The organism is Protofrankia sp. Cr2 (genome assembly GCF_963555885.1).
Taxonomy (GTDB): Bacteria; Actinomycetota; Actinomycetes; order Frankiales; family Frankiaceae; genus Protofrankia.
Window position 1 is genome coordinate 126,037 of the sequence record NZ_CAUVXG010000002.1, and the last position, 25,486, is coordinate 151,522.

The 25,486-nt window shown below is 64.5% G+C and carries 19 protein-coding genes; 12 read left to right on the plus strand and 7 right to left on the minus strand.

The window, feature by feature from the left end; translation table 11 throughout:
• The first annotated feature begins 59 nt into the window (after window positions 1-59).
• The 6 genes from U9978_RS02075 (at window position 60) to U9978_RS02100 (ending at window position 7,290) form a co-directional block, all read left to right on the plus strand.
• Entirely contained in the window at window positions 60-1,121 is a 1,062-nt protein-coding gene (locus U9978_RS02075) for a glycosyltransferase (RefSeq protein WP_322759310.1), read from the plus strand.
• 63 nt (window positions 1,122-1,184) lie between these two features.
• Window positions 1,185-2,261, plus strand: coding sequence for a glycosyltransferase (locus tag U9978_RS02080; RefSeq protein ID WP_322759311.1), 1,077 nt, complete (start codon window positions 1,185-1,187; stop codon window positions 2,259-2,261).
• A gap of 11 nt (window positions 2,262-2,272) precedes the next feature.
• Complete coding sequence (locus tag U9978_RS02085) at window positions 2,273-3,640, plus strand: lipopolysaccharide biosynthesis protein (RefSeq protein WP_322759312.1); 1,368 nt, start codon at window positions 2,273-2,275, stop codon at window positions 3,638-3,640.
• Between the two features lie 147 nt (window positions 3,641-3,787).
• Window positions 3,788-5,188, plus strand: a complete 1,401-nt coding sequence (locus U9978_RS02090) for an O-antigen ligase family protein (protein ID WP_322759313.1) — start codon at window positions 3,788-3,790, stop codon at window positions 5,186-5,188.
• Complete coding sequence (locus U9978_RS02095) at window positions 5,188-6,321, plus strand: glycosyltransferase (RefSeq protein WP_322759314.1); 1,134 nt, start codon at window positions 5,188-5,190, stop codon at window positions 6,319-6,321. The genes U9978_RS02090 and U9978_RS02095 overlap by 1 nt, the downstream gene beginning before the upstream one ends.
• Window positions 6,322-6,564: 243 nt before the next feature.
• Window positions 6,565-7,290: a hypothetical protein gene (locus U9978_RS02100; protein WP_322759315.1), complete on the plus strand. Its 726-nt coding sequence runs from the start codon at window positions 6,565-6,567 to the stop codon at window positions 7,288-7,290.
• 246 nt (window positions 7,291-7,536) lie between these two features.
• On the opposite strand, the gene U9978_RS02105 is transcribed toward U9978_RS02100, so the two are convergent.
• From U9978_RS02105 to U9978_RS02125, 5 genes are all read right to left on the minus strand, one after another.
• Window positions 7,537-8,229, minus strand: coding sequence for an FkbM family methyltransferase (locus U9978_RS02105; protein WP_322759316.1), 693 nt, complete (start codon window positions 8,227-8,229; stop codon window positions 7,537-7,539).
• 398 nt (window positions 8,230-8,627) lie between these two features.
• Window positions 8,628-9,989, minus strand: coding sequence for a UDP-glucose/GDP-mannose dehydrogenase family protein (locus U9978_RS02110; RefSeq protein ID WP_322759317.1), 1,362 nt, complete (start codon window positions 9,987-9,989; stop codon window positions 8,628-8,630).
• Between the two features lie 146 nt (window positions 9,990-10,135).
• A complete protein-coding gene (locus U9978_RS02115) occupies window positions 10,136-11,317 on the minus strand; it encodes an RNA polymerase sigma factor (RefSeq protein ID WP_322759318.1) in 1,182 nt (393 codons plus the stop codon).
• Window positions 11,318-11,357: 40 nt separating this feature from the next.
• Entirely contained in the window at window positions 11,358-13,253 is a 1,896-nt protein-coding gene (gene dnaG, locus U9978_RS02120) for a DNA primase (RefSeq protein ID WP_322759319.1), read from the minus strand.
• Between the two features lie 269 nt (window positions 13,254-13,522).
• Window positions 13,523-14,773, minus strand: a complete 1,251-nt coding sequence (locus tag U9978_RS02125) for a deoxyguanosinetriphosphate triphosphohydrolase (RefSeq protein WP_322759320.1) — start codon at window positions 14,771-14,773, stop codon at window positions 13,523-13,525.
• Between the two features lie 95 nt (window positions 14,774-14,868).
• On the opposite strand from U9978_RS02125, the gene U9978_RS02130 reads away from it, so the two are divergent.
• Both U9978_RS02130 and U9978_RS02135 read left to right on the plus strand, forming a co-directional pair.
• A complete protein-coding gene (locus tag U9978_RS02130; RefSeq protein ID WP_322759321.1) occupies window positions 14,869-15,024 on the plus strand; it encodes a hypothetical protein in 156 nt (51 codons plus the stop codon).
• 43 nt (window positions 15,025-15,067) lie between these two features.
• Window positions 15,068-15,607 carry a PH domain-containing protein gene (locus U9978_RS02135; RefSeq protein WP_322759428.1) on the plus strand — a complete coding sequence of 180 codons (540 nt, stop codon included), beginning with the start codon at window positions 15,068-15,070 and terminating at the stop codon, window positions 15,605-15,607.
• A gap of 117 nt (window positions 15,608-15,724) precedes the next feature.
• On the opposite strand, the gene U9978_RS02140 is transcribed toward U9978_RS02135, so the two are convergent.
• Window positions 15,725-17,599: a transketolase gene (locus U9978_RS02140; protein ID WP_322759322.1), complete on the minus strand. Its 1,875-nt coding sequence runs from the start codon at window positions 17,597-17,599 to the stop codon at window positions 15,725-15,727.
• A 221-nt stretch (window positions 17,600-17,820) separates the two neighbouring features.
• Window positions 17,821-20,514, minus strand: a complete 2,694-nt coding sequence (ppdK, locus tag U9978_RS02145; protein WP_322759323.1) for a pyruvate, phosphate dikinase — start codon at window positions 20,512-20,514, stop codon at window positions 17,821-17,823.
• A 197-nt stretch (window positions 20,515-20,711) separates the two neighbouring features.
• On the opposite strand from ppdK, the gene U9978_RS02150 reads away from it, so the two are divergent.
• The 4 genes from U9978_RS02150 to U9978_RS02165 all read left to right on the plus strand — a co-directional run bounded on the left by U9978_RS02150 (window position 20,712) and on the right by U9978_RS02165 (window position 25,455).
• The gene (locus tag U9978_RS02150) at window positions 20,712-21,815 is read left to right on the plus strand and encodes a hypothetical protein (protein WP_322759324.1); all 1,104 of its coding nucleotides are present in this window, start codon (window positions 20,712-20,714) and stop codon (window positions 21,813-21,815) included.
• Window positions 21,815-23,056, plus strand: coding sequence for a toxic anion resistance protein (locus tag U9978_RS02155; protein WP_322759325.1), 1,242 nt, complete (start codon window positions 21,815-21,817; stop codon window positions 23,054-23,056). Before U9978_RS02150 ends, U9978_RS02155 begins: the two co-directional genes overlap by 1 nt.
• Complete coding sequence (locus U9978_RS02160) at window positions 23,053-24,663, plus strand: VWA domain-containing protein (protein WP_322759326.1); 1,611 nt, start codon at window positions 23,053-23,055, stop codon at window positions 24,661-24,663. Before U9978_RS02155 ends, U9978_RS02160 begins: the two co-directional genes overlap by 4 nt.
• A 93-nt stretch (window positions 24,664-24,756) precedes the next feature.
• Entirely contained in the window at window positions 24,757-25,455 is a 699-nt protein-coding gene (locus tag U9978_RS02165) for a hypothetical protein (protein ID WP_322759327.1), read from the plus strand.
• Window positions 25,456-25,486: the final 31 nt, after the last annotated feature.

Consider the following 25,486-nt stretch of genomic DNA (forward strand, 5'->3'; position numbering starts at 1 on the left):
CGCGGGTACTGATGGTCCAACCATATCTTCCCCGATACCGGGTACCTCTATTCAGTCTCATGCACGAGCGTCTGTCGACCGACGGCGGTGAGCTTCTTGTCGTCCACGGCACTCCCAAGGGCGCCCAGTTGCGCCGTGCAGACGCCGCAACTGCCGAATGGGCCGCGCAAACCGAAGTCTGGAACCGGACATTTCGTGGGATAGAACTGAAGTTCCGGCCCGCGGTCGCCGGCCTGGCCAAGAGGCACGACGTCGTGGTGATGGAGCTGGAAGCAGCAAATCTGAACGCATGGTACTGGTATCTTCGCAACACCCGGTGCCCCATTGTTCTCTGGGGCCATGGGAAGTCCTACACAGCACCCGAAAGGCGGACGGGACGTTTGCTGGAGGTTTTTCTGGCCCGCCAGGCCAGCCATGTGATGACCTACACCGCTGACGGCCGTGAAGAACTGATATCAGCCGGCCTGCTCCCGACGAGGGTAACCGCGGTCGGCAATGCAAATGACAGTCGCAAGCTGAGACGCCTGGCGCTCCAGAGCATCTCCCGCCGAGAATCCATCCTGCACGAACTTGATCTTTCCGATCGAGTGGTCGCCCTGTATGTCGGCGGTCTGGATGCCGACAAGAGAATCGACTATCTCCTCGCCGCCGCCGAGCACGCCCGAGTAAGAGAGCCGAGGTTTCTCCTGGTTATCGGCGGCTCTGGCGAACTGGAAGACGATGTACGAGCCGCTGAAAAACATGGAGCTGTTCGCTGGATCCCGCGCTTCGACCAGGAAACCCTCGCCAGATACGGGGCGGTCGCCGAAGCAATCTGGATGCCCGGTCGCATCGGGCTTGTCGCGGTTGATTCGCTCGCACTGGGTCTTCCCGTGATATCAGCCGACTACAAATACCACGCACCAGAGGTCACGTATCTGCGACCTGGGCGGGAGCTGTTCGTATTCGGCCCCACGCCGGCCGAATACGCGGAGAGCGCGCTGGCACTGATGCACAGGAGACGTACCGATCCACAAACCCGCCCCAGACCGATCTCGGATATCCCGACAGTCGAGTCGGTCGTCGACAAAATAGTCCAGACTGTCGCTACAGTAGCCCTTTCAGTACGATTTCGAAAATGAAGCGTCGGGTCCGAATAACAGCAGCGAATCAATTCTGAACGTCACAGGATAAAGAGCCGGTTGATGAAAAACTACCCGATTGCGATCATGGAGCCGAACTGGGGAGGGCATCGACTATGGTACGCGAGCCTACTGCTGGCTGAATTCCGTGACAAATATGCCGTGCTCTTCACCACGAATCAGGCTGTTCGATCTGAGGAGTGGCGGGTTCATCTATCTGAATGCACTGCTCTTATCCAGACGGCTACCGGGGAGAATTCCTGTCGCCGAGCGGCCCTGAAGTGGTGGATCCGAAGCAACGGTTTCCTGATCATCCTCGACGGCGACAGAATCCTGGTACACGTGCTTGCCGCGGCAACCGCGAAGATCCTAACCGGCAAGCGGCCACGCGGAGCCCTCGTACTCATGCGTCTGAACCCCACCCATGGTTTCGATTACAGATTCTGGACGAAGTTGCTGGCCGTCGCAACCATGCGCGTTCTAGCACCCGACATCCGCTGCTTTGGACTCCAAGCAACCCGAGCCGGCTTAAGCCCGATAGCTGAACGAGCTGGAGTAAGGTGGCTTGCAGACCCGACATGTCTCAGCCCGCAGCTGATACACAAGGAAACCTGGCTGTCTGCCAATATGATACCGCCCTCGCATCGGGTCTTTCTCGTAATTGGGGATCTCAGCGAACGGAAGAACATTCCTGCCATTATATCGGCATGGCGACGGTCCCCCCCGCCGGATTCCGTCCTCCTTCTTGTCGGAAGGCCGTCTGCACGGGTTCGGGAAATCTGCGACACTAAACCCTCTCCGCAGATACGCCTCATCGAGGGATACGTTTCCGACCAGGTATTTGATACCTGGATCTCCGTAGCCGACGCGGTCTACATCCTTCACAGCAACGAAGGTTCCAGCGGGGTTCTCCTGAAATGCGCGGCGGTCGGCACACCAGCGCTCGTGGGCGGAGCCAGCAGTCTCATTACCGCAGCGAAGGAGCTTGGTCTCGCAGCTATCGTGACAGAGCTGAATCCGAGCTCGATCGCAGCAGCGACGCATATGGCCGCAAATGGCAAGCTGCCTCGGGGTTCAGCTCGCTGTGTCTCATCGATCCAGGACTTCACGTCATCTTTGTTGTTGCCGGGTAAACCGTGAGCGGACGTCCGGTGGAAAGCGCCCCGTCGCGTCACCGCCTAGCGCACGATGCCGTTTTCTCGATCGGCGGACTGATCGCCGCACAGTGCACGGTTGCAATCCTATATACTTTCTGCGCGCGAAACTCGACTCCGTCCGACTACGGCCGTGCGATGGCTGTGGTCAGCGTCGCGACGGTTGCGGCCGCCGCTATCGACTTCGGCAGTAATTCCTACATGATTCGCGAGATAGCAGCAGGCAAGCTGGATTGGGAAGATTTCTCGACGCGCTATCTCGCGAAATGCGGCGTCCTTCTCGCCGCCGTTCTCATATACACTGTCTCGACGATCGCGATAAACCTACCTTCGTATATCGTCGGCGGCGCATTTCTTGCAGGACTCCTAGCAATGGCCCAAACGAGCCTGGCCCCGCTACGCGGCCTTTCACGAGCCTCATCCATCGCTTTCACCAATGTTACGGAGAAGATCCTCGCCCTCGTCGCGATAACGGCTTCGGTTGATGTCGGCATCGAGGCCTATCGTGTGCTCTGGATAGCACTTTCCATCGGGAGTTCGGGAGCACTTCTCCTTGCCGTTTACATCTGGCCGCCTGAATTGCGGAAGACGCTCGGCCCGAAATCATTGCCACAGGTGTTCGCAGCCAATCCATGGAAGGGTACCCTGCACTTCGGTCTTTTGCAGATCGTGACGAGTCTTCAGTTCCTCGACCTGGCTGTGGTGGCAATTTTCGCTACACCTGAACAAGCGGGATCATACGCGGCCGTAAATCGGTGGACAACTCCTATGGCTTTTCTAGCCACCGGCTATACCCAGAGTATGTATGCCCATGTGACCCGCGCTCCAGACCATCGGCAAGCCTGGCGGCTGCTGCGTTTCGGCTGGCGGCTTCTTCCCATCATGGGTGTCGCTCTGCTTGGCATTTCCCTGACAGCTGACAGCATAGTTCGCATCGTACTCGGCTCTGCATACGCCGCGTCCGGGCCGGTCCTGGCACTCCTTGCATTAGGAGTCATTCCCGGCATCGTTAATCAGCCCCTCGCCATGTTCCTGCAAGCGCGTGGCAGCGAGGTTTATGCGTCAGCGACGCTCGCGATCGCGATGCCGCTTCACCTGGTCCTGGTCGGTGTACTGGCAACATTTCACGGCGCCGCTGGCGCCGCTTGCGGACTACTCGTCGCCCAGCTTTTGCAGCTGGCGCTGCTCGGCGTGGGTAGCCGCCGTCTGCTGCGAGCATGTCGCCCTTCATCAGGAGGCCGACACCGTCTGTTTCAGATGACGCCGAAGGAGGTGATTCCGCCCTGTGCGGGCGGCACCGGGCCCGTCGAGCCTGTCTTGGCCGATGAATACCCGCTGCCGGCGCCACACCCTATGAAGCGGTAGGTCGGTCCCCACGTGGCAATCGATCTCGGTGTCAGAACCCTGCGGCGCGTAACGGCCGGCTGTTACAACCGGCGACACCTGAGGCTGGACAACAAACGATAATAACTTCCTTTATTCAGCCATCGCCAGAAAGCGAAGAGAGCGAAGTTGAAATCACTGGATCAGGTCCTGTCGGGGCGGCACGTCGGAGTCTTTGCCGCTGCTGCACTCACGGTCCTGGTGATTCTTTCACTGACGCATCCGGTCGCTCTCCTCATCGTGGGAGGATTCCCGCTGGTCGCCTGGATGATGATTACGGCGGCACGCCGGTTTGTCCTCGTCATCGGAGGCGCATTCGCTGTTTTGCAAAGTACCGACGGGTTGAGCGCGGCAAAGTTCGGATACTTCGTCATCTTCCTCATTTGCCTGGCCCTTTCGGCGACACGACTGCAGAACCACCTGGAGAACCCGTCGATGGCCCCATGGCGATCAATCCGGTGGCTTTGCCCTGGGCTGGCATTCTATTTTTCCGCGACCTCGGCGATAGCAGTATCGCATGGTTCTACGCTGGAGAACTGGCTACGGGACATAATCTCATATATGCTCTTGGCTACAATCCCGGTGCTGGTAGTAGATGCAGCAGCAGGGTTGGGCCGACGCGGAGCGGCAAGATTGGTCGCAGTCGCCGGCCTGCTAGGTGCGGTCGGGTTCTCAGTGTCGTGGCTATCACGCCGCGGTGTCAGCGACCTTCCCTTGGCGCACCTGGTGTTCCCCTCGCTCGCCTTGTGCGTCGTCCCTTTCGCCTATGCGCTCACAAAAGCCTTGACCGGTCGAGCCAGCCGGGCGCGATGGGGTCTCCTGGCTACATCGATACTGACCTTCCTCCTGGTGACCGGAACCAGGACCAGCGTAGTGTTCGTCGTCTCTCTGCTGGCCGTTGTCGGCCGAAAATCAAAGAATCTTGCCAGTTTGGCGCGGGTCGCAGCCATCGTTGTCCCACTTACCATCGGCGTCGTTGCCGGAGTCGTACTCATAGCAGGGCATCTTGTGTCGAACGATGAATTTCTGCCTCGACGGCTGAATGCACTGTCCGCGGTGTTCTCTACCGACGGGGCTACACGTGACGAAAGCTATCTGATTCGGCGGCAGGCTTATGATAACGCGCTGGATGCCTGGCGAAAAGACCCGCTGTTCGGAGCCGGTCCGGGCTATTTGTATCCGACAGCCGACGGCTCCGGGAGATCTGGCACCACTCTCGACACACCTTATCTGATACTTAGTAAATTCGGCCTGGTCGGAACACTTGTCATTGCCGGCTACCTGCTGGCGTTTCTAATGAACACGAGAAGGAGCCGCCTGGTAGTTGGATACTCCACGACCAGTACCACCGTTCGCACTTCAACATTGATATTTATTGCCTTGTTCCCGTTCGGTCAACTCCTCGACGACAAAGGCATGCCAATAGGTCTGGCTTTGCTGCTTCTCCTGGTTATCGTGGACCTTCGAGAAAGGTATGAACCTCTGCACAGCCACCCGCAAATCACTGATGAAATTACACCGAAAGCCTGATGGTCGGGACGACAAGAGTCATGCGTATCTTTCACACTGTTGCCTTGGTCAGCGAAGACGGGTCGTTCGGAGGCCCGACAACAGTTGCCGTCAACCTTCTTTCAGAGCTGGGGAAGCGTGATCATTCGGTTATGTTGATCGCGCTCTGGAAGGGGCAGCGGAGCCCCCCGCGCTGCGTGGGAGGAGTAGAAGCACGGCTATTCACCGCACAGACGTTCGTTCCGTGGTTCGGAGCCCTTGGACTCTTCAACCTGCGGCTCGCCCGCTTCATCTTCTCCGCCGCAAAGAGTGCTGATATCTTCCACATACATGCCGGAAGAGATCTCGTCACCTTGTTTACCCTCCTTACCTGCGCGCTTCGCAGGGTTCCTTATGTCGTGCAGACCCATGGCATGATAATGCCTAGTAATCGAATGTCCGTAAGGATTTTCGACCTTGCGCTTCGTCCGCTGCTGCGACGGGCGAGGACACGGTTCTTCTTGACGGACGTGGAGGACAGTGGGCTTAAGGCGCTCCTGGGCGCGGTTCCGCTGACGCGGCTTCCAAACGGCATCCCGCTTCCCGCACCGTCCGGTGAACGGCTACTTGCTTTCCCCGCTCGGGTGCTGTTTCTGGCTCGCCTGCACCCGCGTAAGAGGGTCGAATCTTTTGTTGCCGCGGCAGCTCTACTGCATAGCCGGGGCCTTAACGCAGAATTTGTTGTCCACGGCCCGGACGAGGGCAGTCTGGACAGCTTGCTGACGACGATTCGGAACCATGGTCTCGACGAGGTCGTCCGGTATGAGGGAGCCCTGAGCAATATTGATTCGCTCAGAACCCTGGCCACTGCACACGTGTACGTCCTGCCAAGCGTAGACGAGCCGTTTCCCATGACTCTACTTGAAGCCCTGTCGGTGGGTACCCCGTCAGTCTGTACCAATTCCTGTGGAATCGCGGCCATACTTGACGAACATCAGGCGGCTGTCGTAACCGATGGTTCGGCTGAAAAACTGGCAGCTGCGATCGACATGATACTGAGCGACCCGGCATCATGGTCGAGCTGGTCGAAACGCGCGGAAGCGGGTGCAAGGGATCTATTTTCGATCTCGACGGTGGTCGACCAACTGATCAAAACATATGGAGGTGGAAAATGACGCACCGTGACATCCGTAGTGGGCTGCTCGTGGTCTCGAGCGGGGACCAATACGCCGGAGAGTCCGCTCGGGCCGAAGTGGTTCATACAATACCTCTAAGAACAAGGGCTTTGACCGAAGCAGCGAAATTTCATTTGATCAGGACAGTGTCGGCCCAACGGTCCAGATCGAATATTTCTCATTGATACGATTCTGATAGGGACTCGAATGCCTACAGGTCGAAATTCACCTGACACGCTGGTCATGCTGACCGCAACCGTGAACCCCGGTGGGACTCCACATGTCGCTCGAATCGATCAAAATGTACGGCTCGCCGACTACCAGTGCAGTATCGCCAGGTGGGTCACGCTCGCCGCCGTATCCGGCTGGGATATATTGATCATCGAGAACTCGGGGCACCCGGAGGACTCCCTGCTCGCCGGGGTTCCTGAGGAGATGTACCAGCAGGTTCAGCCTCGGGTGCTCAGCTACGTCGCCGATCCGCAGTACACAAAGCTGGGTAAAGGCGTGGGAGAAGCCCACATGTTCGATCGGGTGGTCACCGAGTACGCCGACGATTTCACACGATATAAAATGATAGTCAAGGTGACCGGGCGCCTCTTCGTTGAAAACGCTCAAAAGCTTCTCTTCATATCCCCCGATATCAATGTGATTCGGTGCAGGATTCGAGCAGATTTCACGCAGGTCGACTCGCGCTTCTTCGCCTGCAACCCGGCCACCTGGCAGAATTTTGTTTCAAACATGGCAGCAGAGATCCGCGAAGACAGCGGATACTACCTGGAGCATGCCATGGCCTTCCGAGTGGCCAAGGCGATGGCATGCGGCGTCCGCCGTGAACCTTTCCCACGGCCGCCACGCATAGTGGGGATCAGTGGTTCCACAAATGTGCCATATGGCGGTTTCCGCAGGCTTCTCGTGGACTCGGTAGGTGTCACGATCGCACGATCTAGGCCGGGCCTGTTCATCTGAGGGCGAAACATGTCGGACAACCGTGCCGCTCGCCTGGCGGCACCGATCGTCGAGGTAGAACCCGACGGCGTGGTGCACCTGCATGTCGGGAGGTCACACCACGCCGGCAGCAAATGACGGCTGTAGGTCTTTTCCATGTGTGGGTGGCCTTCGTTGTTCGAGGCCACCGGCCCGAACAGTCCGACCTGGTCCCACCAAGGGGCGATACTGCAGCGTGGGCGGCAATCCGTTCCGCGATCCGACCGGCTATCGCACGAAGGTCATGTTGAAACAATCGACCTTGACAAGTTTGTATCCATATGATTTCACCTTGCGAACCGATGCACGAGTGGAGCGGAGCGGATCAGGCTGGTCGAATTCGACGCATAGGATTCGCGGGAATATACCGTCCCGTCCAAGAGATTCGATGATTTCATGTTCGGCTCCCTCTACATCCAGTTTCAAAAGATCCAAACGGTCATGACCAAGTCGGTCCATCAACCCACGTACCGTCGCACATTCGGCCGTAAAATAGTCCGTGGTGTGCTGGAGATTCTTAATGGAATGCGATACATGCGACGGATCCCGCGGTACATAGAACCGCAGATCTCCTACCTGCCCGGCTATACCGATCGGGAGATGGACGAACCGGGAATCGATATTTTGCTCAGTGGTCCACTGGACCGATGTCGGAGTCGGGTCGAGACCCCAGACGCTGCATCCGTAATGGCTTATCAGAGCAAGATCGAAACTTATGTCGAGGCCTACTCCGGCGCTGTAACACACCGAGTCCGGCTGCAACATCCGATCGGGCACCCACCAGCCGCCATACGTTGTACCCAGCCGAATAAGCCGAAGATCACGAGTGCTGATTTCCGGCCGCCAGAGATGAGGAAACAAACGGGTGAGAATCCCGGTTCTCAACCGGATCAACTCGGTCGGCACCTGAGTCACCTGCATGATCTCTCCAAATTAATAGACACTTGTGGAAAGGACGCGGGATTCCACCGACGTCCGGACACAGGGCAGGGATTCACCGCTTCGAAGAAGCGGCTCTCCCCCGGTGGAAGACGGTTTTCTGAGCTCGCAGGACGGGTGCGTTCGGATGACACCAGGAATAAACGAGCGTCCTGGAGACAATCGGACGGTCGCACGGAAAGGCTGGCTGCCAGGTATTACTGGTATTACTGGTGTCAGCCGCCGACGCACCCAACATGTACGAAGGGTATCAGCTGAACTACTCTATGATAGGGACCAGGGAGCTGTGGCGTTCGGATGCCCGGTGCGAAACGGGCACCTCGATCCTGGCCACGTGGCGGGCCCCAGGATTCCAGAAGTCGAAGCCGAGAGGCGCGTGGTTACCACCGGGAGGCAGGTCGGGCCGGTCGGCCCAACGCGTAGTAGGCCCAGCCGGCCGCGCGCCATGCAGCGGGGTCAAGGGTGTTACGACCGTCGACAATCACTGTGTCTGCGACCAGCGGGGTGAGAGCCGCCGGTTCGAGTTCGCGGAACTCGCTCCACTCGGTCAGATGCAACAGGATGTCCGCGCCGGTCGCGGCATGCACGGCGTTGGCTGCGTAGGTCAGCTGGGGATGGCTGACACGACAGTTGGGAATCGCGGCCGGGTCATAGACGGTCACCGCGGCGCCGGCGCGGTGCAGAGCGCTCGCGACATCCAGGGCCGGGGAGTCGCGGATGTCATCGGAGTTGGGTTTGAACGCCGCGCCGAGCACCGCGATCCGCCGGCCGGTGACCGTTCCGCCCAGCAGCTGGGTGGTCAGCGCCACGGTGCGGGTGCGGCAACGGGAGTTGACGGCGTCGACCTCGGCCAGGAAAGCAAGCGCAGGCCCGGCACCGAGCTCGTCGACGCGGGCCTGGAAGGCACGGATGTCCTTGGGGAGGCAGCCACCGCCGAAACCAAGGCCGGCGCGCAGGAAACGTCCGCCGATCCGGCTGTCATAGGACAGCGCAGCCGACAGGTCGATGACGTCGGCGCCGGTCACCGCACAGATTTCCGCCATCGCGTTGATAAAAGAGATCTTGGTGGCGAGGAACGCGTTCGCGGCAACCTTGACCAGTTCGGCCGTGGCGTAGTCGGCCGCGACAACCGGCGTACCTGCGTCGATCAGCGGGGCGTAGACACGACGCAGAACCGACCTGGCCATGCCCGCTCTGACCGGGTCGGGGTGCAGTCCGAATACCAGCCGGTCGGGACACAGCGTGTCGTCGACAGCAGAGCCCTCGCGAAGGAACTCCGGATTCCAGGCCAGCTCGACGTCGCTGGCCTCGGCGTCCAGCCGCCCGGCGAGCCGCATCGCGGTGCCGACGGGCACGGTGGACTTTCCGACGACAAGCGTCCCTGGCCGGATCCCCCCGCGCACCAGTCCGGTGACGGCCGCGTCGATGTAGCTGACGTCGGCAGCATCCGCCCCGGGTAGCGCAGGCGTCCCGACACAGATGAAGTGGACGTCCGCGGTGGCCGCCGCGTCCGCTACCGACGTGGTGAAGCGCAGCCGGTGGGATTCCAGGTGCTTGCGGAGCAGCTCCTCCAACCCCGGTTCGAAGAACGGCACCTCCCCGCCGGCCAGCCGCCTGATCCTGACCGGGTCAACGTCAACCCCCACCACGTCGAAACCCAACTCGGCCATGCACACCGCGTGCGTGGCGCCGAGGTAGCCCGTACCGATGACGCTCAGATGCAGGTTGGTGGACACACTCATCGTGGGCAAACCTCCAGACAGTCACGGACGGTCCAATAGTAGAAGCCGTCCGTGATACAAACGGGGAAATCGCCGTAGCGACCCGCCCCGTGTCCGGTCTGCCATCGAGTGTAGTCAGGTAGGGATGGCTTGATCCACGATCGAAATTACTCCAGGTAGTCGCGCAGCTTCTGCGACCGGGACGGATGGCGCAGCTTCGACAGTGTCTTCGACTCGATCTGCCGGATGCGCTCGCGGGTGACCCCGAACTCCCGGCCGACCTCCTCCAGCGTGCGCGGGTGGCCGTCGGTCAGCCCGAACCGCAGCTGGATGACCTTCTTCTCCCGGTCGGAGAGGGTGTGCAGAACCGAGTCGAGCTGCTCCTGCAGCAGGATGAAGCTGGCCGCGTCCACGGGCACGACCGCGTCGCAGTCCTCGATGAAGTCACCGAGGTGAGAGTCCTCCTCCTCACCGATCGGGGTCTCCAACGACACCGGCTCCTGGGAGACCTTGAGAATCTCGCGCACCTTGTCGGGCGTGAGATCCATCTCCTTGGCGATCTCCTCGGGACTCGGCTCCCGACCGAGGTCCTGCAGCAGCTGCCGCTGGATGCGGATCAACTTGTTGATCGTCTCGACCATGTGCACCGGGATGCGGATGGTGCGTGCCTGGTCGGCGATGGCACGGGTGATCGCCTGGCGGATCCACCAGGTGGCGTAAGTGGAGAACTTGTAGCCCTTGGTGTAGTCGAACTTCTCGACCGCGCGGATCAGACCGAGGTTGCCCTCCTGGATGAGATCCAGGAACAGCATGCCGCGGCCCACGTAGCGCTTGGCGATCGACACGACAAGCCGCAGGTTCGCCTCGACAAGCTTACGCTTGGCGATCTGCCCATCACGCTCAATCGCCTCGAGATCACGGCGCATCTGCGGAGAGGTCTTGCGGGTGGCCGCCGCGAGCTTCTCGGAGGCGAACAGGCCGGCCTCGATCCGCTTGGCGAGGTCGACCTCCTCCTCCGCGGTCAGCAGCGGAACCTTGCCGATCTCCTTGAGATACATGCGGACCGGATCGGAGGTCGGCGCCTTGAGCGCCAGCTCCTCTTCCTCACGGCGACGCCGGGCGAGCAGGTCGGCCTCGTCGGCGTCCTCTCCACCCGCCTCGAGAATCTCGATGCCCTCATCGTTGAGGACCTGCAGAACGGCGTCAGTCTGCTCCGGTGGCAGCTCGGCCGCCTGCAGTGCGACCGTGACGTCCTCGGTGGTGAGGAAACCGATCTCCTTGCCCCTGGTGATGAGGTCCTTGACCTCGTCCACCTGGGCCTCGCGCGGTAGGACGGCTGGACTGCTCATGGGCGGAATCTCGTCACTTCCTTCTCGGGATCGACCCAGGTTACGCGGCACCCAGGCCCCGTTCCCGGAGCTGGCGCTTGTGCTGTTCCAAGGCGATCAGCTCACCATATGCGCGCTTGAACGTCTCGGCGTCGGTCACGGGGTTGAGTCGCTGCACACGCGACTTCACCTCCGTGATACGACGGGTCACATGCAACTCCTGTATACGTGACATCTGCTCATCGACATACCTGTCGTCGACATCGTGGTCACAGAACACGGCTTCGACGGCAAGCCCGGTGACGAACCGCCGCAGCTCGTCATCGCCGGCTGCCATGGCCACCATGGCAACCCAGCCAGGGACATCACCGGCTGCCGACAAGCCCCCGCATACGCCACCCGCCGTAACGACGGCCATACGTACAGCACGGTGCGCGGGGACTGTGAACAGCTCGGCCGGTAACGTGTCGAACGCCGGGCCTGCCAATCCGGGATACTGGAGCGCCACCTTGAGCACCTCCCGTTCGACTGCCACGGCTGCCTCGTCCGCGGTGCCCGCGCGTGGCCGCAACCGCGCCGGGCGAGCACGGGCGGAGTCGACACCGGACGTATCAGCACCGCCACCGCCTGCGGAGTGCTCAGCGACCCGCCGCACGACGAACTCCTCATCCAGAAATCCGAGCCAGTTGTCAAGGTTAACCGCATAACGGTGTCGCAGGCCCCGGTCTTTCAACCTGCTAATCAGCGGCGCGACCGCATCCAGCGCCGCCAGCCGTCCCTCGGTCGTGTCGAGATTGAACTCGGCCAGTTTCCCGCGGATCGCGAACTCCACCAGCGGGACGCGCGCGGCGACGAGATCGCGAACGGCCTCGTCGCCCCGCGCCAGCCGCAGGTCGCACGGGTCCAGCCCGGACGGTTCGACTGCCACGAAGGTCTGGGTGACGAACCGCTCCTCGAACTCGAAGGCCCGGATGGCGGCCTTGCGGCCGGCCTCGTCGCCGTCGAACGTGAACACGACCTCACCGCGGTGCTCGCTCTGGTCCATCAGCAGGCGCCGCAACACCGTCACGTGCTCGCTGCCGAACGCGGTACCGCAGGAGGCGACCGCGGTCGGGACGCCGGCGAGATGACAGGCCATCACGTCGGTGTAACCCTCGACGACCACGACCTGATACCGCCGGGCGATCTCCCGCCGGGCGAGGTCGGCGCCGTAGAGCAGGCTGGCCTTCTTGAACAACGGGGTCTCGGGGGTGTTGAGGTACTTGGGCCCGGGATCGTCGGCGGCGAGCCGACGGGCACCGAAGCCGACGACGTCCCCGGCGAGGTCACGGATCGGCCATACCAGCCTCCGGTGGAACCTGTCGATGAGGCTCCCGCGACTGCTCTGCTTGGCCAGACCGCCGAGGACGAGCTCCGCGGCGGTGAAGTGCCGGCCCAGGAGGTGACGAGTCAGGGTGTCCCAGCCCGCCGGCGCATAACCGACGCCGAAACGCGACACCGCGTGCTGGTCGAAGCCCCGGGCCGCAAGAAACGCCCAGCCTTCACCGGCATCGGCTGCGCTCAGCCGTTCGGCGTAGAACTCGGCCGCCGCCCGGTGGGCGTCGAGGAGCCGCTGGCGCTGGCTGGTGACCACACGGCTGGTCACCCCACCGCCTTCGTAGCTCAGGGTGATCCCGGCGCGGCGGGCGAGGCGTTCCACCGCCTCCGGGAACGACAGCGCGTCGATGGCCCGGACGAAGGCGATCACGTCACCGCCGACACCGCAGCCGAAGCAGTGGTAGGCGCCGACCTGCGGACGGACGTTGAACGACGGGGTCTTCTCGTCGTGAAACGGGCACAGACCGCGCAGCTGACCGCTACTGACCGGACGCAGCTGGACATAGTCGCCGATGATGTCCGCGATCGGCGAACGGTCACGTACGGCGGCAACATCTGCGTCGCGGATGCGTCCGGCCACACGTCCCTCCCTGCATCCCGGGCGGGGTGTCGACGGGCCGGGGTCACACCGGGGTCCGCTGCCCCTCAATTGATGCCCCTCGGCCTGCCACCGCCCCCGCGGGTCCGCCCTTTCCCCCGTGATGGTACTTGTCAACGGCGCCAAGGTGCCGATCTTCTGACTACGCGGTGCGCAGACGAGACCGGTCAGGGCCACGATCAGCGACCTGGGGCGCCTTTGATGGCTGTTGGTCAATGCGACAGAACCACGATCGCATCGCCTTCGGCCCGCTAGAGGGCCACCGGCCAGGAGCGGCCGGTCAGCTGTGCGTGACGCCGACCGGCGCTCGCGTCGGTGAGGCGGGCGACCTGGTCGACGGCGACCCGCAGGCGGGCCGCGTCATCGGAAGCGGCCGACCATGCCGGGCGCAGCAGCGGGTCGAGCGCATCGGGTGCCCGCACGACGAGCAGCGCGAGTAGCTCGGCGATGACCTCGCGCTGTCGCCGCTGCCGGACGTGCGCGTCGCGACGGTCCATGACGAACCGGGCGGTCACCCCTTTGAGCAGGCAGCACTCGGCAACCGTTGCGGCGGGCAGCACGAGATCGGCGTGGTAGCGCCGCAGCGGACGATCGCCGTACGCCCGCCGGGTGGCAGCGACCGCGGCGACGCACAGCCGCGCGATCAGCTCGCTGGTCATGGTCCGCATGGCGCGCAGCGCGGTCGGCGTCGTCACCGGCCCCGCAACCCACCACACCTGCCGCCGCAGCCGGTCCAACGCCTCATCCAGCGCGCTCGCAGACGCCGCCGGATAACGGACCGCGGTCGAGGCCACGAGATCGGCCCGCTGTCCCGAATCCGCCAGCCGACCCAGATCGATCAGGTCGGCGACGACACCGTCCTCCAGGTCGTGTGCGCTGTATGCCACGTCGTCGGCCCAGTCCATCAGCTGGGCTTCCATACACCGTCGACCGGCCGGCACGCCGTCACGAACCCAGTTGAAAATCACCATGTCGTCGGCGTAGACGCCGAACTTCGGCGTGTCGTCCCGCTTGGGCCAGGGGTATTTCAGCGACGCGTCCAGGGTGGCCCGGGTGAGGTTCAGACCGGCCTCCCGGCCGTGCACATCCACGATCTTGACCTCAAGACGGGTCAGCTCACGCAGGCTCTGGGCGTTTCCCTCGAACCCCCCGCAGTCGCGGGCAGCGGCGTCCAGCGCGGCCTCACCGTTGTGACCGAACGGCGGGTGTCCGATGTCATGCGCAAGGCAGGCGGCGTCGACCAGGTCCGGATCGGCGCCCAGCGAACGGGCCAGACCCCGGCCGACCTGCGCGGTCTCCAGGGAATGGGTGAGCCGGGTACGCGGGAAGTCGTCGTCGAACGGACCGACGACCTGCGTCTTGCCTGCCAACCGGCGCAACGCGCTGGAGTGCAGGACACGCGCACGGTCCCGCTCGAACCAGGTTCGATCGTCGGGTGTATTCTTCGGTCGCTCCTCGCCCCAACGGACCACGTCGGACGCTTCGTACCACTCGCCGGCCACGGCGCCGAGCGTATAGGCGCGATTCCCACACGTCCGAGGTGCGAAGCGGCGATACTTTGTGGTCAGCCGTCCCAACTTCGGCCCGGAGGCCCGCCGTGGACAAGATCGTCAAATACGGTCTCATCGCGTTCGTCATCTTCTTCGTTGTCACCGCACCCGAAAGTGCGGCAAGCATCATCAACCGAGCCATCGACGGTATACATTCCGCTGGCAACGGCTTGTCCAACTTCGTGACCGACACGGTCCTGTGACGGGACGCGAGCTGTCGGTGCAATCCCGGCGACGGCGGTGGCCTTGGTGAGAATCCGGATCCCTGACCCCGCAGCCAGGGACGACAAGTACCTCGCCACCCGCGAACGACTGGTCATCATGGTCCGGATGCACTGGGCTGTTCTGCTGCCCATCTTCCTGCAGACGCTGGGCTCCATCGTGCTCGCGATTCTGCTCACGATCCTGCTCAACGGGCTGAACGTCGACAGCGTCATCGGCGCTCTCCCCTGGTGGTTCGCGCTCTTCATGATCTTGCGGATGCTGTGGAGAGTCGCCGACTGGCATTTCGACCACCTGATGATCACCGACAAGCGCCTCCTGAAGGTCTCGGGGATCTTCTTCCGCAAGGTGCAGACCATGCCACTGGAGAAAGTGACGGATCTCACCTACAACCGGGACCCGATGGGTCGACTTCTCGGATACGGCGAGTTCATCGTCGAATCGGCCGGACAGGATCAGGCTCTATCAAAGATCCAATTCCTACCTCGACCGGACCGGCTCTACCTGACGATGTGCGACATGATGTTCGGGGGAGCGCCGGCGCCCAGCGGCTCCGACGACTGACCAGGCAGTACAGGAAGAACGAGACTCCCCCGCTACCCGGATGCCGGTAGCAGGGGAGTCTCGTGGTGTTCCAGCGCTGCAGTGCCGTTAGGAAGATCCAGCGCTGTGGAGTGGAGATCAGTGCAGCAGGGCGCGGGCCGCCGTCGCGATGTGGCTTGCCGAGATTCCCGCCGCGTCCAGCAGCTCGGTCGGCGTACCCGACCCCGGTAGTTCGCGGACGGCCAGATGCCGCAGGCGCACCGGCACATCGGCCGCGGCGAGTGTCTCCAGTACCGCGCTACCGAGGCCACCTTCGGGGTAGTGGTCCTCGACCACGACCAGCCGGCCCTCGGTCGCCCGCACGGCGGCCACCACGGTCGCCTCATCCACCGGCTTGACCGAGTAGAGGTCGATCACCCGTGCTGCAATGCCCTCGGCCGCGAGTGTCTCCGCAGCCGCCAGGCACTGGTGCAGGGTGACGCCGGCGCCGATGAGGGTGACCACATCGGCGTCCGACCGGCGCGGCACCTTCGAACCCCCGACGGTGAAGGACTCGTCCGGACCGTAGATCACCGGATAGGCACCACGAGTCGTACGCAGGTAGCTGACCCCGTCGAGATCGGCCATGATCTCAACAAGGCTGGCCGTGCTGGTCGCGTCACTGGGATACAGGACGGTCGAACCGTGCACCGCCCGCATCATCGCAAGATCTTCCAAGGCCATCTGGGACGGACCGTCCGCGCCGATCTCGACACCCGCATGCGATCCCGCCAGCCGGATGTTCGCCTGTGAGATCGCGGCCATCCGGATGAAGTCGTAGGCGCGGGAGAAGAACGCGGCGAACGTGGAAGCGAACGGAATGTAACCGCGTACCGACAGTCCCACCGCCGTCGCGACGAGCTGCTGCTCGGCGATGAACATCTCGAAGAACCGGTCCGGATGGACCTTTGCGAAGTCCTCGGAGTGGGTGGAGTTACTGACCTCGGCGTCCAGGGCAACCACAGACGTCCGCGCTCCGACGGCGGCGAGCGCGTCGCCGTATGCCTTTCGAGGTGCGACCTTCGCACCGAGGGGGTAGGTCGGCAGTTCGACCGTGACCGGGGCGGGTGCCGGCGGTCGCTCGATGGATGCCGGCGGTACCTGCCCGCGGACGCGCAGGTTGCGTTCGCCACCGAGTTCGGCGATCGCGCGCTCGGCCATGTCCGGCGGCAGCGCCTTGCCGTGCCATCCGTCGGCGTCGGCGATCTCGGAGAAGCCCTCCCCCTTACGGGTGCGGGCGAGGACGACCACCGGGCGGTCAGCTTCGGCAGCCTCGGTCAGGACCTTGTCAATCGCGGCGATGTCATGCCCGTCGACCATGAGCGCCCGGGCGCCGAACGCCTCGACCCGGCGGGCGTAGGCGTCGAGGTCCCAGCCGAGCTCGGTTGCGCCACGCTGACCGAGGCGGTTGACATCCACGACCGCCGTCAGATTCGACAGCTGGTAGTGGGCCGCCTTGTCCAGCGCCTCCCAGATCGAACCCTCAGCCATCTCACTGTCGCCGCACAGCACCCACACCCGGTAGGGAAGTCGGTCAAGGAATCGCCCGGCCAGTGCCACGCCGACCGCGTCCGGCAGCCCCTGCCCGAGCGATCCGGTCGCCACGTCGACCCAGGGCAGAATCGGTGTCGGATGACCCTGCAGACGCTGGCCGAAACGGCGGTATCCGGTCATCAGTTCATGATCGGAAACAACGCCGACAGCCTTGAACATCGCATACAGCAACGGGGACGCATGCCCCTTGGAGAAGATCAGGTGATCGTTGGCCGGGTCGTCCGGTTTGTCCCAGTCATACCGCAGGTGCCGTCCGAGCAGAACCGCCATCACGTCCGCGGCTGACATCGACGACGTCGGGTGGCCCGAGCCCGCGGACGTCGACGATCGGATCGAGTCGACCCGCAGTTGCTGAGCCAGTTCCCGGATCTGATCAAGATCGGTTGGATCAATCACGATCTCGGATACGGGAGTTACCACGCCAGCCTCCTAATACGCCTGCGTATCCGTGCATGGATACCTGCCGCACGTGCGCTCCCGCCACCCCGACCGGTCCGCTGTTCCCGGACGGTCGGGGCCCTACCCCGGGTCCCACCGTCCCGAACGGTACCAGCGGCAGAAGTTCACGACGGTGACGAACGGGCCATGATTGGGGGACGTTCGCCGAGCCGCGAGCACCTTCGTCCCGGCCGGGGCGCACGCTAACCGACCTGGCCGGCACGGTCCAGGATGGCCGCCCGACCCGCTTCCAGTCGGGCGATCGGCACCCGAAACGGGGAACACGAAACGTAGTCGAGCCCGACCTGATGGAAGAAGTGCACCGAATCCGGGTCGCCACCGTGCTCTCCGCAGACGCCCAGTTTGATCTCAGGCCGGATCGCACGCCCCTCCTCGACCGCGATACGCACGAGTCGGCCGATTCCATCGCGGTCCAGCGACTCGAACGGGGAGACGCCGAAGATCCCCAGGTCGAGGTAGCGGGAGAAGAAGGAGGACTCCACGTCGTCCCGGGAGAAACCCCAGCCCATCTGGGTGAGGTCGTTCGTGCCGAACGAGAAGAACTGCGCGGCCTCGGCGATCTGGCCCGCGGTCAGGGCGGCCCGCGGTACCTCGATCATCGTCCCGATCAGCGCGGGAACATCGACCCCGGTCTCGGTCGCGACCTCCCGCAGCACCTGTTCAGCCTGGTCGCGGACGACTTCCAGCTCCTGGACCGCGGCCACCAACGGCACCATGATCTCCGGCCGTGGATCCCCACCGGCCCGGCGGCAACGCACGGCCGCCTCGGCGATCGCCCGCACCTGCAGGGCGAACAGACCCGGGATGAGCAGCCCCAGACGTACCCCGCGCAGCCCCAGCATCGGATTCTGCTCGTGCAGCCGGCGGACCGCCTCCAACAGCGAGGCATCGCCGTCCGACACCGGCTGGCCGGTGGCGGTGGCGACGCCCAGGCGCACCGAAAGTTCGGTGAGATCCGGGAGGAACTCGTGCAGCGGAGGGTCGATCAGGCGGACCGTCACCGGCAGACCGTCCATCGCCGTGAAGATCGCAACAAAGTCATCGCGCTGAAGCGGTAGGAGCTCGGCCAGCGCGGCAGCACGGGCCTCGGCGCCATCGGCGAGGATGAGCCGCTCGACCAGCTGCCTGCGTTCACCCAGAAACATGTGTTCGGTACGGCACAGTCCGATACCCGCGGCACCGAACCGGCGGGCGCGGGCGACGTCGTCGGCGGTGTCTGCATTCGCGCGTACGCCGAGCCGACGGGCCTGATCCGCGTGGGTGATGATCCGGTGTACCGCGTCGACCAGGGGGTCGGTCCCGTCCGCGACCAGTGTCCCCTCGAAGTACTGGACAACCGGCGACGGCACCACCGGCACCTCCCCGAGGTAGACCGCGCCCGACGACCCGTCAATCGAGATCACGTCCCCTTCGCCGATCACGACGCCACCCGGCGCGACCGCGCGGCGGGCCCGGGTGTCGACATCGATCTCCTCGGCCCCGCACACGCAGGTCCGGCCCATCCCGCGGGCGACCACAGCGGCATGGGAGGTCTTCCCGCCACGCGATGTCAGCACGCCACGCGCGGCGATCATGCCGTCCAGGTCGTCGGGGTTGGTCTCCCGGCGTACCAGGATCACCGGTGTACCGGCGGCGGCGAGCTCCACGGCCCGGTGCGAGTCGAAGACCACCTGACCGACGGCCGCTCCGGGTGAGGCGTTCATACCCTGGGCAATCTTCTCGACCTGCCCGGTCGGCCCGAACCGGGGGAACATCAGCTGGGCCAGCTGGGCGCCGGTGACCCGCGTCACCGCCTCATCCATGCCGATCAGGCCCTGGTCCACGAGCTGGACCGCGATCCGGAAGGCTGCGCCCGCGGTTCGCTTACCCACCCGCGTCTGCAACATCCACAGTTTGTTGCGTTCGACGGTGAACTCGATGTCGCACAGGTCCCGGTAGTGTTGCTCCAGAATCGTCATTATCTCGGTCAACCGGGAGTACGCGGGTGGGTCGATGGACGCCAACGCCGTCAGGGGCAGGGTGTTACGAATTCCCGCGACGACGTCCTCACCCTGCGCATTCTGCAGATAATCGCCGTAGCTGCCCTGCTCACCACTGGCGGGATCCCGGGTGAAGGCCACACCGGTACCCGAGTCCATACCGAGATTACCGAACACCATGGCCACGATGTTGACCGCGGTGCCGAGGTCCGCCGGAATGCGCTCCTGGCGGCGGTAGAGACGGGCGCGCTCACCGTTCCAGGAGTCGAAAACCGCGCGGATGGCCGAATCCAGCTGTTCCCGGGGGTCCTGCGGGAAATCCCGTCCGGTCCGGTCCCGGATTATCGCCTTGAAGATCTCGACCAGACTCCGCAGGTCGACTTCGTCGAGATCGAGATCGCTGGTGGTCGCCCGTGCCTTCTTCGCCGCGTCCAGCGCCTGGTCGAACAGCTCGCCGTCCACGCCGAGGACCGTCGTGGCGAACATCGCCAGCAGGCGGCGGTAGGAGTCCCAGGCGAAGCGCTGCGAACCGGACTGCTTGGCCAGACCGGAGACCGAGGCATCGGACAGACCGACGTTGAGGACGGTGTCCATCATCCCCGGCATCGAGAACTTCGCACCCGACCGCACCGAGACCAGCAGCGGGTCATCCGGCTGTCCCAGGCGCTTTCCCATCACCTGCTCAAGGGTGCGCAGGTGTGCACTGACCTCGTCGCGCAGCGCCGCGGGCTCCCTGCCATGCGCAAGATACTCGCGACACGCCTCGGTCGTGATCGTAAAGCCGGGCGGGACGGGAAGCCCCATCGTGGTCATCTCGGCGAGATTGGCACCCTTGCCACCGAGAAGATCTTTCAAATCCTTGTTTCCCTGGTGGAAGTCGTACACATAGCTACTCATGGCCGCCCTCTCGTGTCCCGTCCCCGCGAACATCCCCCGCGAACCGCCGTTGCGAACCGCCGCCGACCCGGCCGCGGCATGCCGGAGTCCGCCGGTCGGGCGCCCAGCCCGGTCGGGAGCCCGGTCGGACATGACGGATGGAGCATGATGCAGACTGACATACCCGGACCGACACCAGCGAACGAAAGGAAGGCCCCGTGCACGGTCGCCGAGTTCTCGGGCTCGTGCTGGCCGGGCTCCTCACGGTCGGTGTCATCGCCGTCGTCGTCGTCCCGCGGATGCGCTCCACGTCGAACAGCGGTGACGTCAGCGTCCGTGCGCTGATCTCATCGGAGAAGCAGCCCTTCTTCTCGGACCCGGACGTGATTGCCGCCCTCGCCCGGGCCGGCTACCGCATTGAGATCACGTCCGCCGGATCGCGCGAGATCGCCACCACCCGCGACCTGTCCGGCTTCGACCTGGCTTTCCCGGCCGACGGGCCGCAGGCGGACCGCATCAAACGCGATCGGAAGATAACCGCGTCCTACGTGCCCTTCTTCACGCCCATGGCGATAGCCACCTTCACCCCGATCGCGACGCTGCTGACCGCGGCAGGTGTCAGCGTCACCGATGGCGACCATTACCTGTTCGACATGCACAAGTACCTCGACCTGGTGGCGAAGGACACCCGGTGGTCGCAACTGCCGGGGAACACCGTTTATCGGACCGACAAGTCCGTCCTCATCAGCTCGACGGATGTGCGGACGTCGAACTCGGCCGCCCTCTACCTGGCGATCGCGTCCTATGTGAGCAACAACGGGAACATCGTCACCGACGCCGGGACGGCCGATCGCATGACCAACATACTCGCGCCCCTTTTTCTCAAACAGGGCTATCTGGAGGCGTCGTCGCAGGAACCGTTCGACGACTTTCTGACGATCGGCATGGGGAAAACGCCGATGGTCATGATTTATGAGGCCCAGTTCAGTGCCCACGTACTCGCGAAAGACGGTTCCCTGGCCAGCGACAAGGTGCTGCTGATGTACCCGAAGCCGACCATCTACGCCAAGCACACCGTGGTTCCGCTCACGCCCGCAGGCGACGCGGTCGGGCGCCTGCTGAGCACCGACCCGGAGCTACAGCGCCTCGCCGCACGGCACGGGTTCCGGACCGCGGACGCCGGCTACGGCCGGCGGTATGCCGCCGAGCGGGGGACCACCCCCCCACCGCAGCTGGACAACGTCGTCGAACCACCGAGCGCGGAAATATCCGAGCGAATGATCACCGATATCGAGATGATGTACAAGAAAGGCCCGGGTTGATGAGCCTGCCACCGACCCCGCCACCGGCCGTGGACGGCCCCGGAGCGCAACTGGTCCTGGTGCCACCCGACCCCGTCGCGCCGGTCGCGCCCGAGCAGGCCGGACCCGCCGTTCCGATCAGTGCCGAGGTGGCGGCACGCCTGAGCAGCCAGGCGGTGGCCTTTGCCGACGCGCTGGTCGGCATCGACCCGAGCTCGCCCGGCTTCACCTCCAAGGTCGCCGCCGTGCACCGGATGGGCGAGAAGGAGATCCGCGCCTCTGCGGCGGTGTCCAACCGGCTGCTGGACAAACCGACGCGCGCGATGAACTCCGGCGCCTTCGACGCGACGTCGTCGGTGTCGACTTCCCTGGTGGAACTACGCAGAGTGATTGACGATCTTGATCCGTCCAAGGTGAATCTGCTGGGTCCGAAAAAACTGCTCGGGATGATCCCGTTCGGGAACCGCCTGCGGGACTACTTCGCGTCCTATCAGTCGTCACAGACGCATCTGGACGCCATTCTGCACGCGATGCAGAACGGCCAGGAGGAACTGCGGCGGGACAACGCCGCAATCGAGCAGGAAAAGCACAACCTGTGGACCACCATGAGCAGGCTGCGCGAGTACGCCCAGCTCGCCTCGGACCTCGACGCCGAGCTCGTCACCCGGATCGACCGGATCGAGGCCGCCGACCCGGATCGGGCGCGAGCGCTTCGCGAGGACGTCCTGTTCTACGTGCGGCAGAAGCACCAGGACCTGCTCACCCAGCTCGCGGTGAGCGCGCAGGGTTACCTGGCCCTGGAGCTGATCCGGCGCAACAACCTCGAACTGATCAAAGGTGTGGACCGGGCGAGCACCACGACCGTGGCGGCGCTGCGGACCGCGGTACTCGTCGCGCAGGCCCTGGCCAACCAGAAACTGGTGCTCGACCAGATCGCCGCGTTGAACCAGACGACCGAGCGCCTCATCGTCGGCACGTCCGAGCTGCTGCGGCGCCAGACCGTCGAGATCCACGGGCAGGCGGCGTCCTCGACCGTGTCGGTGCAGGCCCTCCAGCAGGCGTTCGCCAACATCTACGCCACGATCGACACGATCGACGGGTACAAGACCGCCGCGCTGGAGACCATGCGGACAACGGTGACGGCCTTGTCGCAGGAGGTGGGAAAGGCCGCCGCATATCTGGACCGGGCCGCATCGACCGCTCCCGTCGAGATCGCCCCGGCCTCGGCCGGGGAACTGGAGATCTCCGGTGGCGGGCCGTGACCGGCCGCCGGGTCCATTCGGTCGCAATCGGCCTTCTCCTCGTGTGCGCGAGCGCGTTCGCCCTGGCCGCCTGCGGTTCCGGACCAGGGCCGGGATCGGGACCGGGCCCCGGCAAGCCGGGTGTGTTGCGGGTCCTCGCCGGCTCGGAACTCGCCGACGTCGAGCCGCTGCTGGGCGACCTGCGGGCAGCCACCGGCGTCACGGTAAAACTGACGTACACCGGGACCCTCGACGCCGTCGATAAAATCATCAAGCATTCCGCGGACGCGGACGCCGCCTGGCTGTCCTCCGACCGTTACCTGCGCCTGCTGCCCGGTGGCGCGCAAGCGGCCGGGGTCCGCACTCCGACCATGACATCGCCGGTGGCCCTCGGCATCCGGACCTCGCTCGCCACGACGTTCGGCTGGACGGGTACCACCAGCGTCACCTGGGCGGACGTCGCCGCGAAGGTCGCCGCCGGCAAGCTGACGTACGCCATGACGAATCCGGCGGCGTCCAACTCGGGGTTCAGCGCGCTGGTCGGTGTCGCGGCGGCGCTCGCCGGGACCTCGGACGCGCTACAGGCCTCCGACATCCGCCCCGACGCGCTGACATCGTTCTTCTCGGGGCAGACGCTCACCGCGGGCAGCTCCGGTTGGCTCGCGGACGCCTTCGTCGACAGGCCCCAGGATGCCGGCGGCATGATCAATTATGAGTCGGTGCTGCTGTCCCTGCAACGCTCGGGTCGACTGCGGGAACCACTCACGATCATCTACCCCAAAGACGGCATCATCACAGCCGACTACCCCATGCTCCTGCTCGACCCCGCCCGGCGGGACGAGTACAGCCGGGTGGTGACCTGGTTGCGCAGCCCAGAGGTCCAGCGGCGGCTGCAGACCACCACCAACCGCCGGCCGGCCGTCCCCGGCGTCGCGCTCGACCCGCGGTTCACCACGACGTCTCTGGCCGAGCTGCCCTTCCCCGCCACCCAGGCGGTCGCCGACGAGCTGATCACATCCTACCTCGACCATTTCCGCCGTCCGTCACACGCGATCTTCGTACTGGACGTGTCCGGTTCCATGGCCGGCCGGCGCCTGGCCGATCTGCAATCCGCGCTGGCCGGGCTCGCCGGCGCCGACACCTCCCTGTCCGGCCGGTTCTCCCGGTTTCGCGACCGCGAAAAAATCACACTTGTGACCTTCAATGGCTCGGTCGTCGGGGCACGGGACTTCACCGTGACCGACACCGGGGCATCCTCGCCCGATCTGGCCGCGATCCGCTCGTACATCGCCAGCCTGCAGGCCAACGGGGGAACGGCCATCTACTCCGCGCTCGCCGATGCCTACCGCCGCGCGTCCGATGCGGTCGCCGCCGAGACCGGCTACCTGACGTCGATCGTCCTGATGACGGACGGCGAGAACAACGCGGGGCTGTCAGCCGCTCAGTTCCGCGCCGGTTACCAGGCCCTTCCCCCGGCGGCGCGAGCCGTCCGCACGTTCTGCATCATCTTCGGCGAGGCACGTCCGGACGACCTGCGCTCGATCGCCGCCGATACGGGTGGCGCGACGTTCGACGCACGGACATCCCCGCTGATGGACGCGTTCAAGGACATCCGTGGCTACCAGTGACCCCGGGTCCGCCATACCCGGTGGCGGCACCGGTGGGAACCCGACATCCGGCCGGGGCTGTCACGACTGCCAGGACCGTCAGGACCGGCTCGGATGACGGCGATCCGACTGCCGCGGCCTGACCCACCGCCGCATCCTCCCGCCAGGGGAACCCGGGAAAAGGCGCTGACGTGGATCGGATCGCTGAAGAACATCGCCGGGTGCACCGGCGCGCTCGGCGGGTTGGGGCTGACCGCCGCCGGCGTGGTCGGATCACCGCAGTGGCCGTTGGTCGTAGCCGCCCTGTATGCGATCGGTGCTCTGGTCGCGCCGGCCCGCCGCCCGGCACCGGGCGGTAGCCAGCCGAGCGTCGCCGAGCTTCGCGCGACCGTCGAGGCTCAGCTGCGGGTCCTGACCGGACTCGCGCCAACCGAGGTCACCACCGCCGCGGCCCGGGTCATCGACGCGCTGCGCGAGGTGCTGGACCGCCCGCATCTGCTGCGCGCCGGCTCGCCCGAGACGTTCGTGGTCGTGCGGACCGTCGCCGACTACCTGCCCACCGCCCTGGAGGTCTACCTCGGCCTGCCGGCGCGGTACGCCCAGACACACCGGTTGGACGACGGGCGCACGCCACACGATGCCGTCATCGGCCAGCTCGGTCTGCTGGAAAAGGGCATCCGTGACGTAACCGAGGCAGCTGCGGCCGGGGACACCGCGAAGCTGCTGTCCCACGGCCGTTTCCTGGCCGACCGGTTCGGGTCGAGCGAGCTCGACCTGTCGGACCCATCCCCCAATCCATCAAACACGCCCTAGCTAGCAGGGTCCGAAGCTAGCTAGGGGCCGA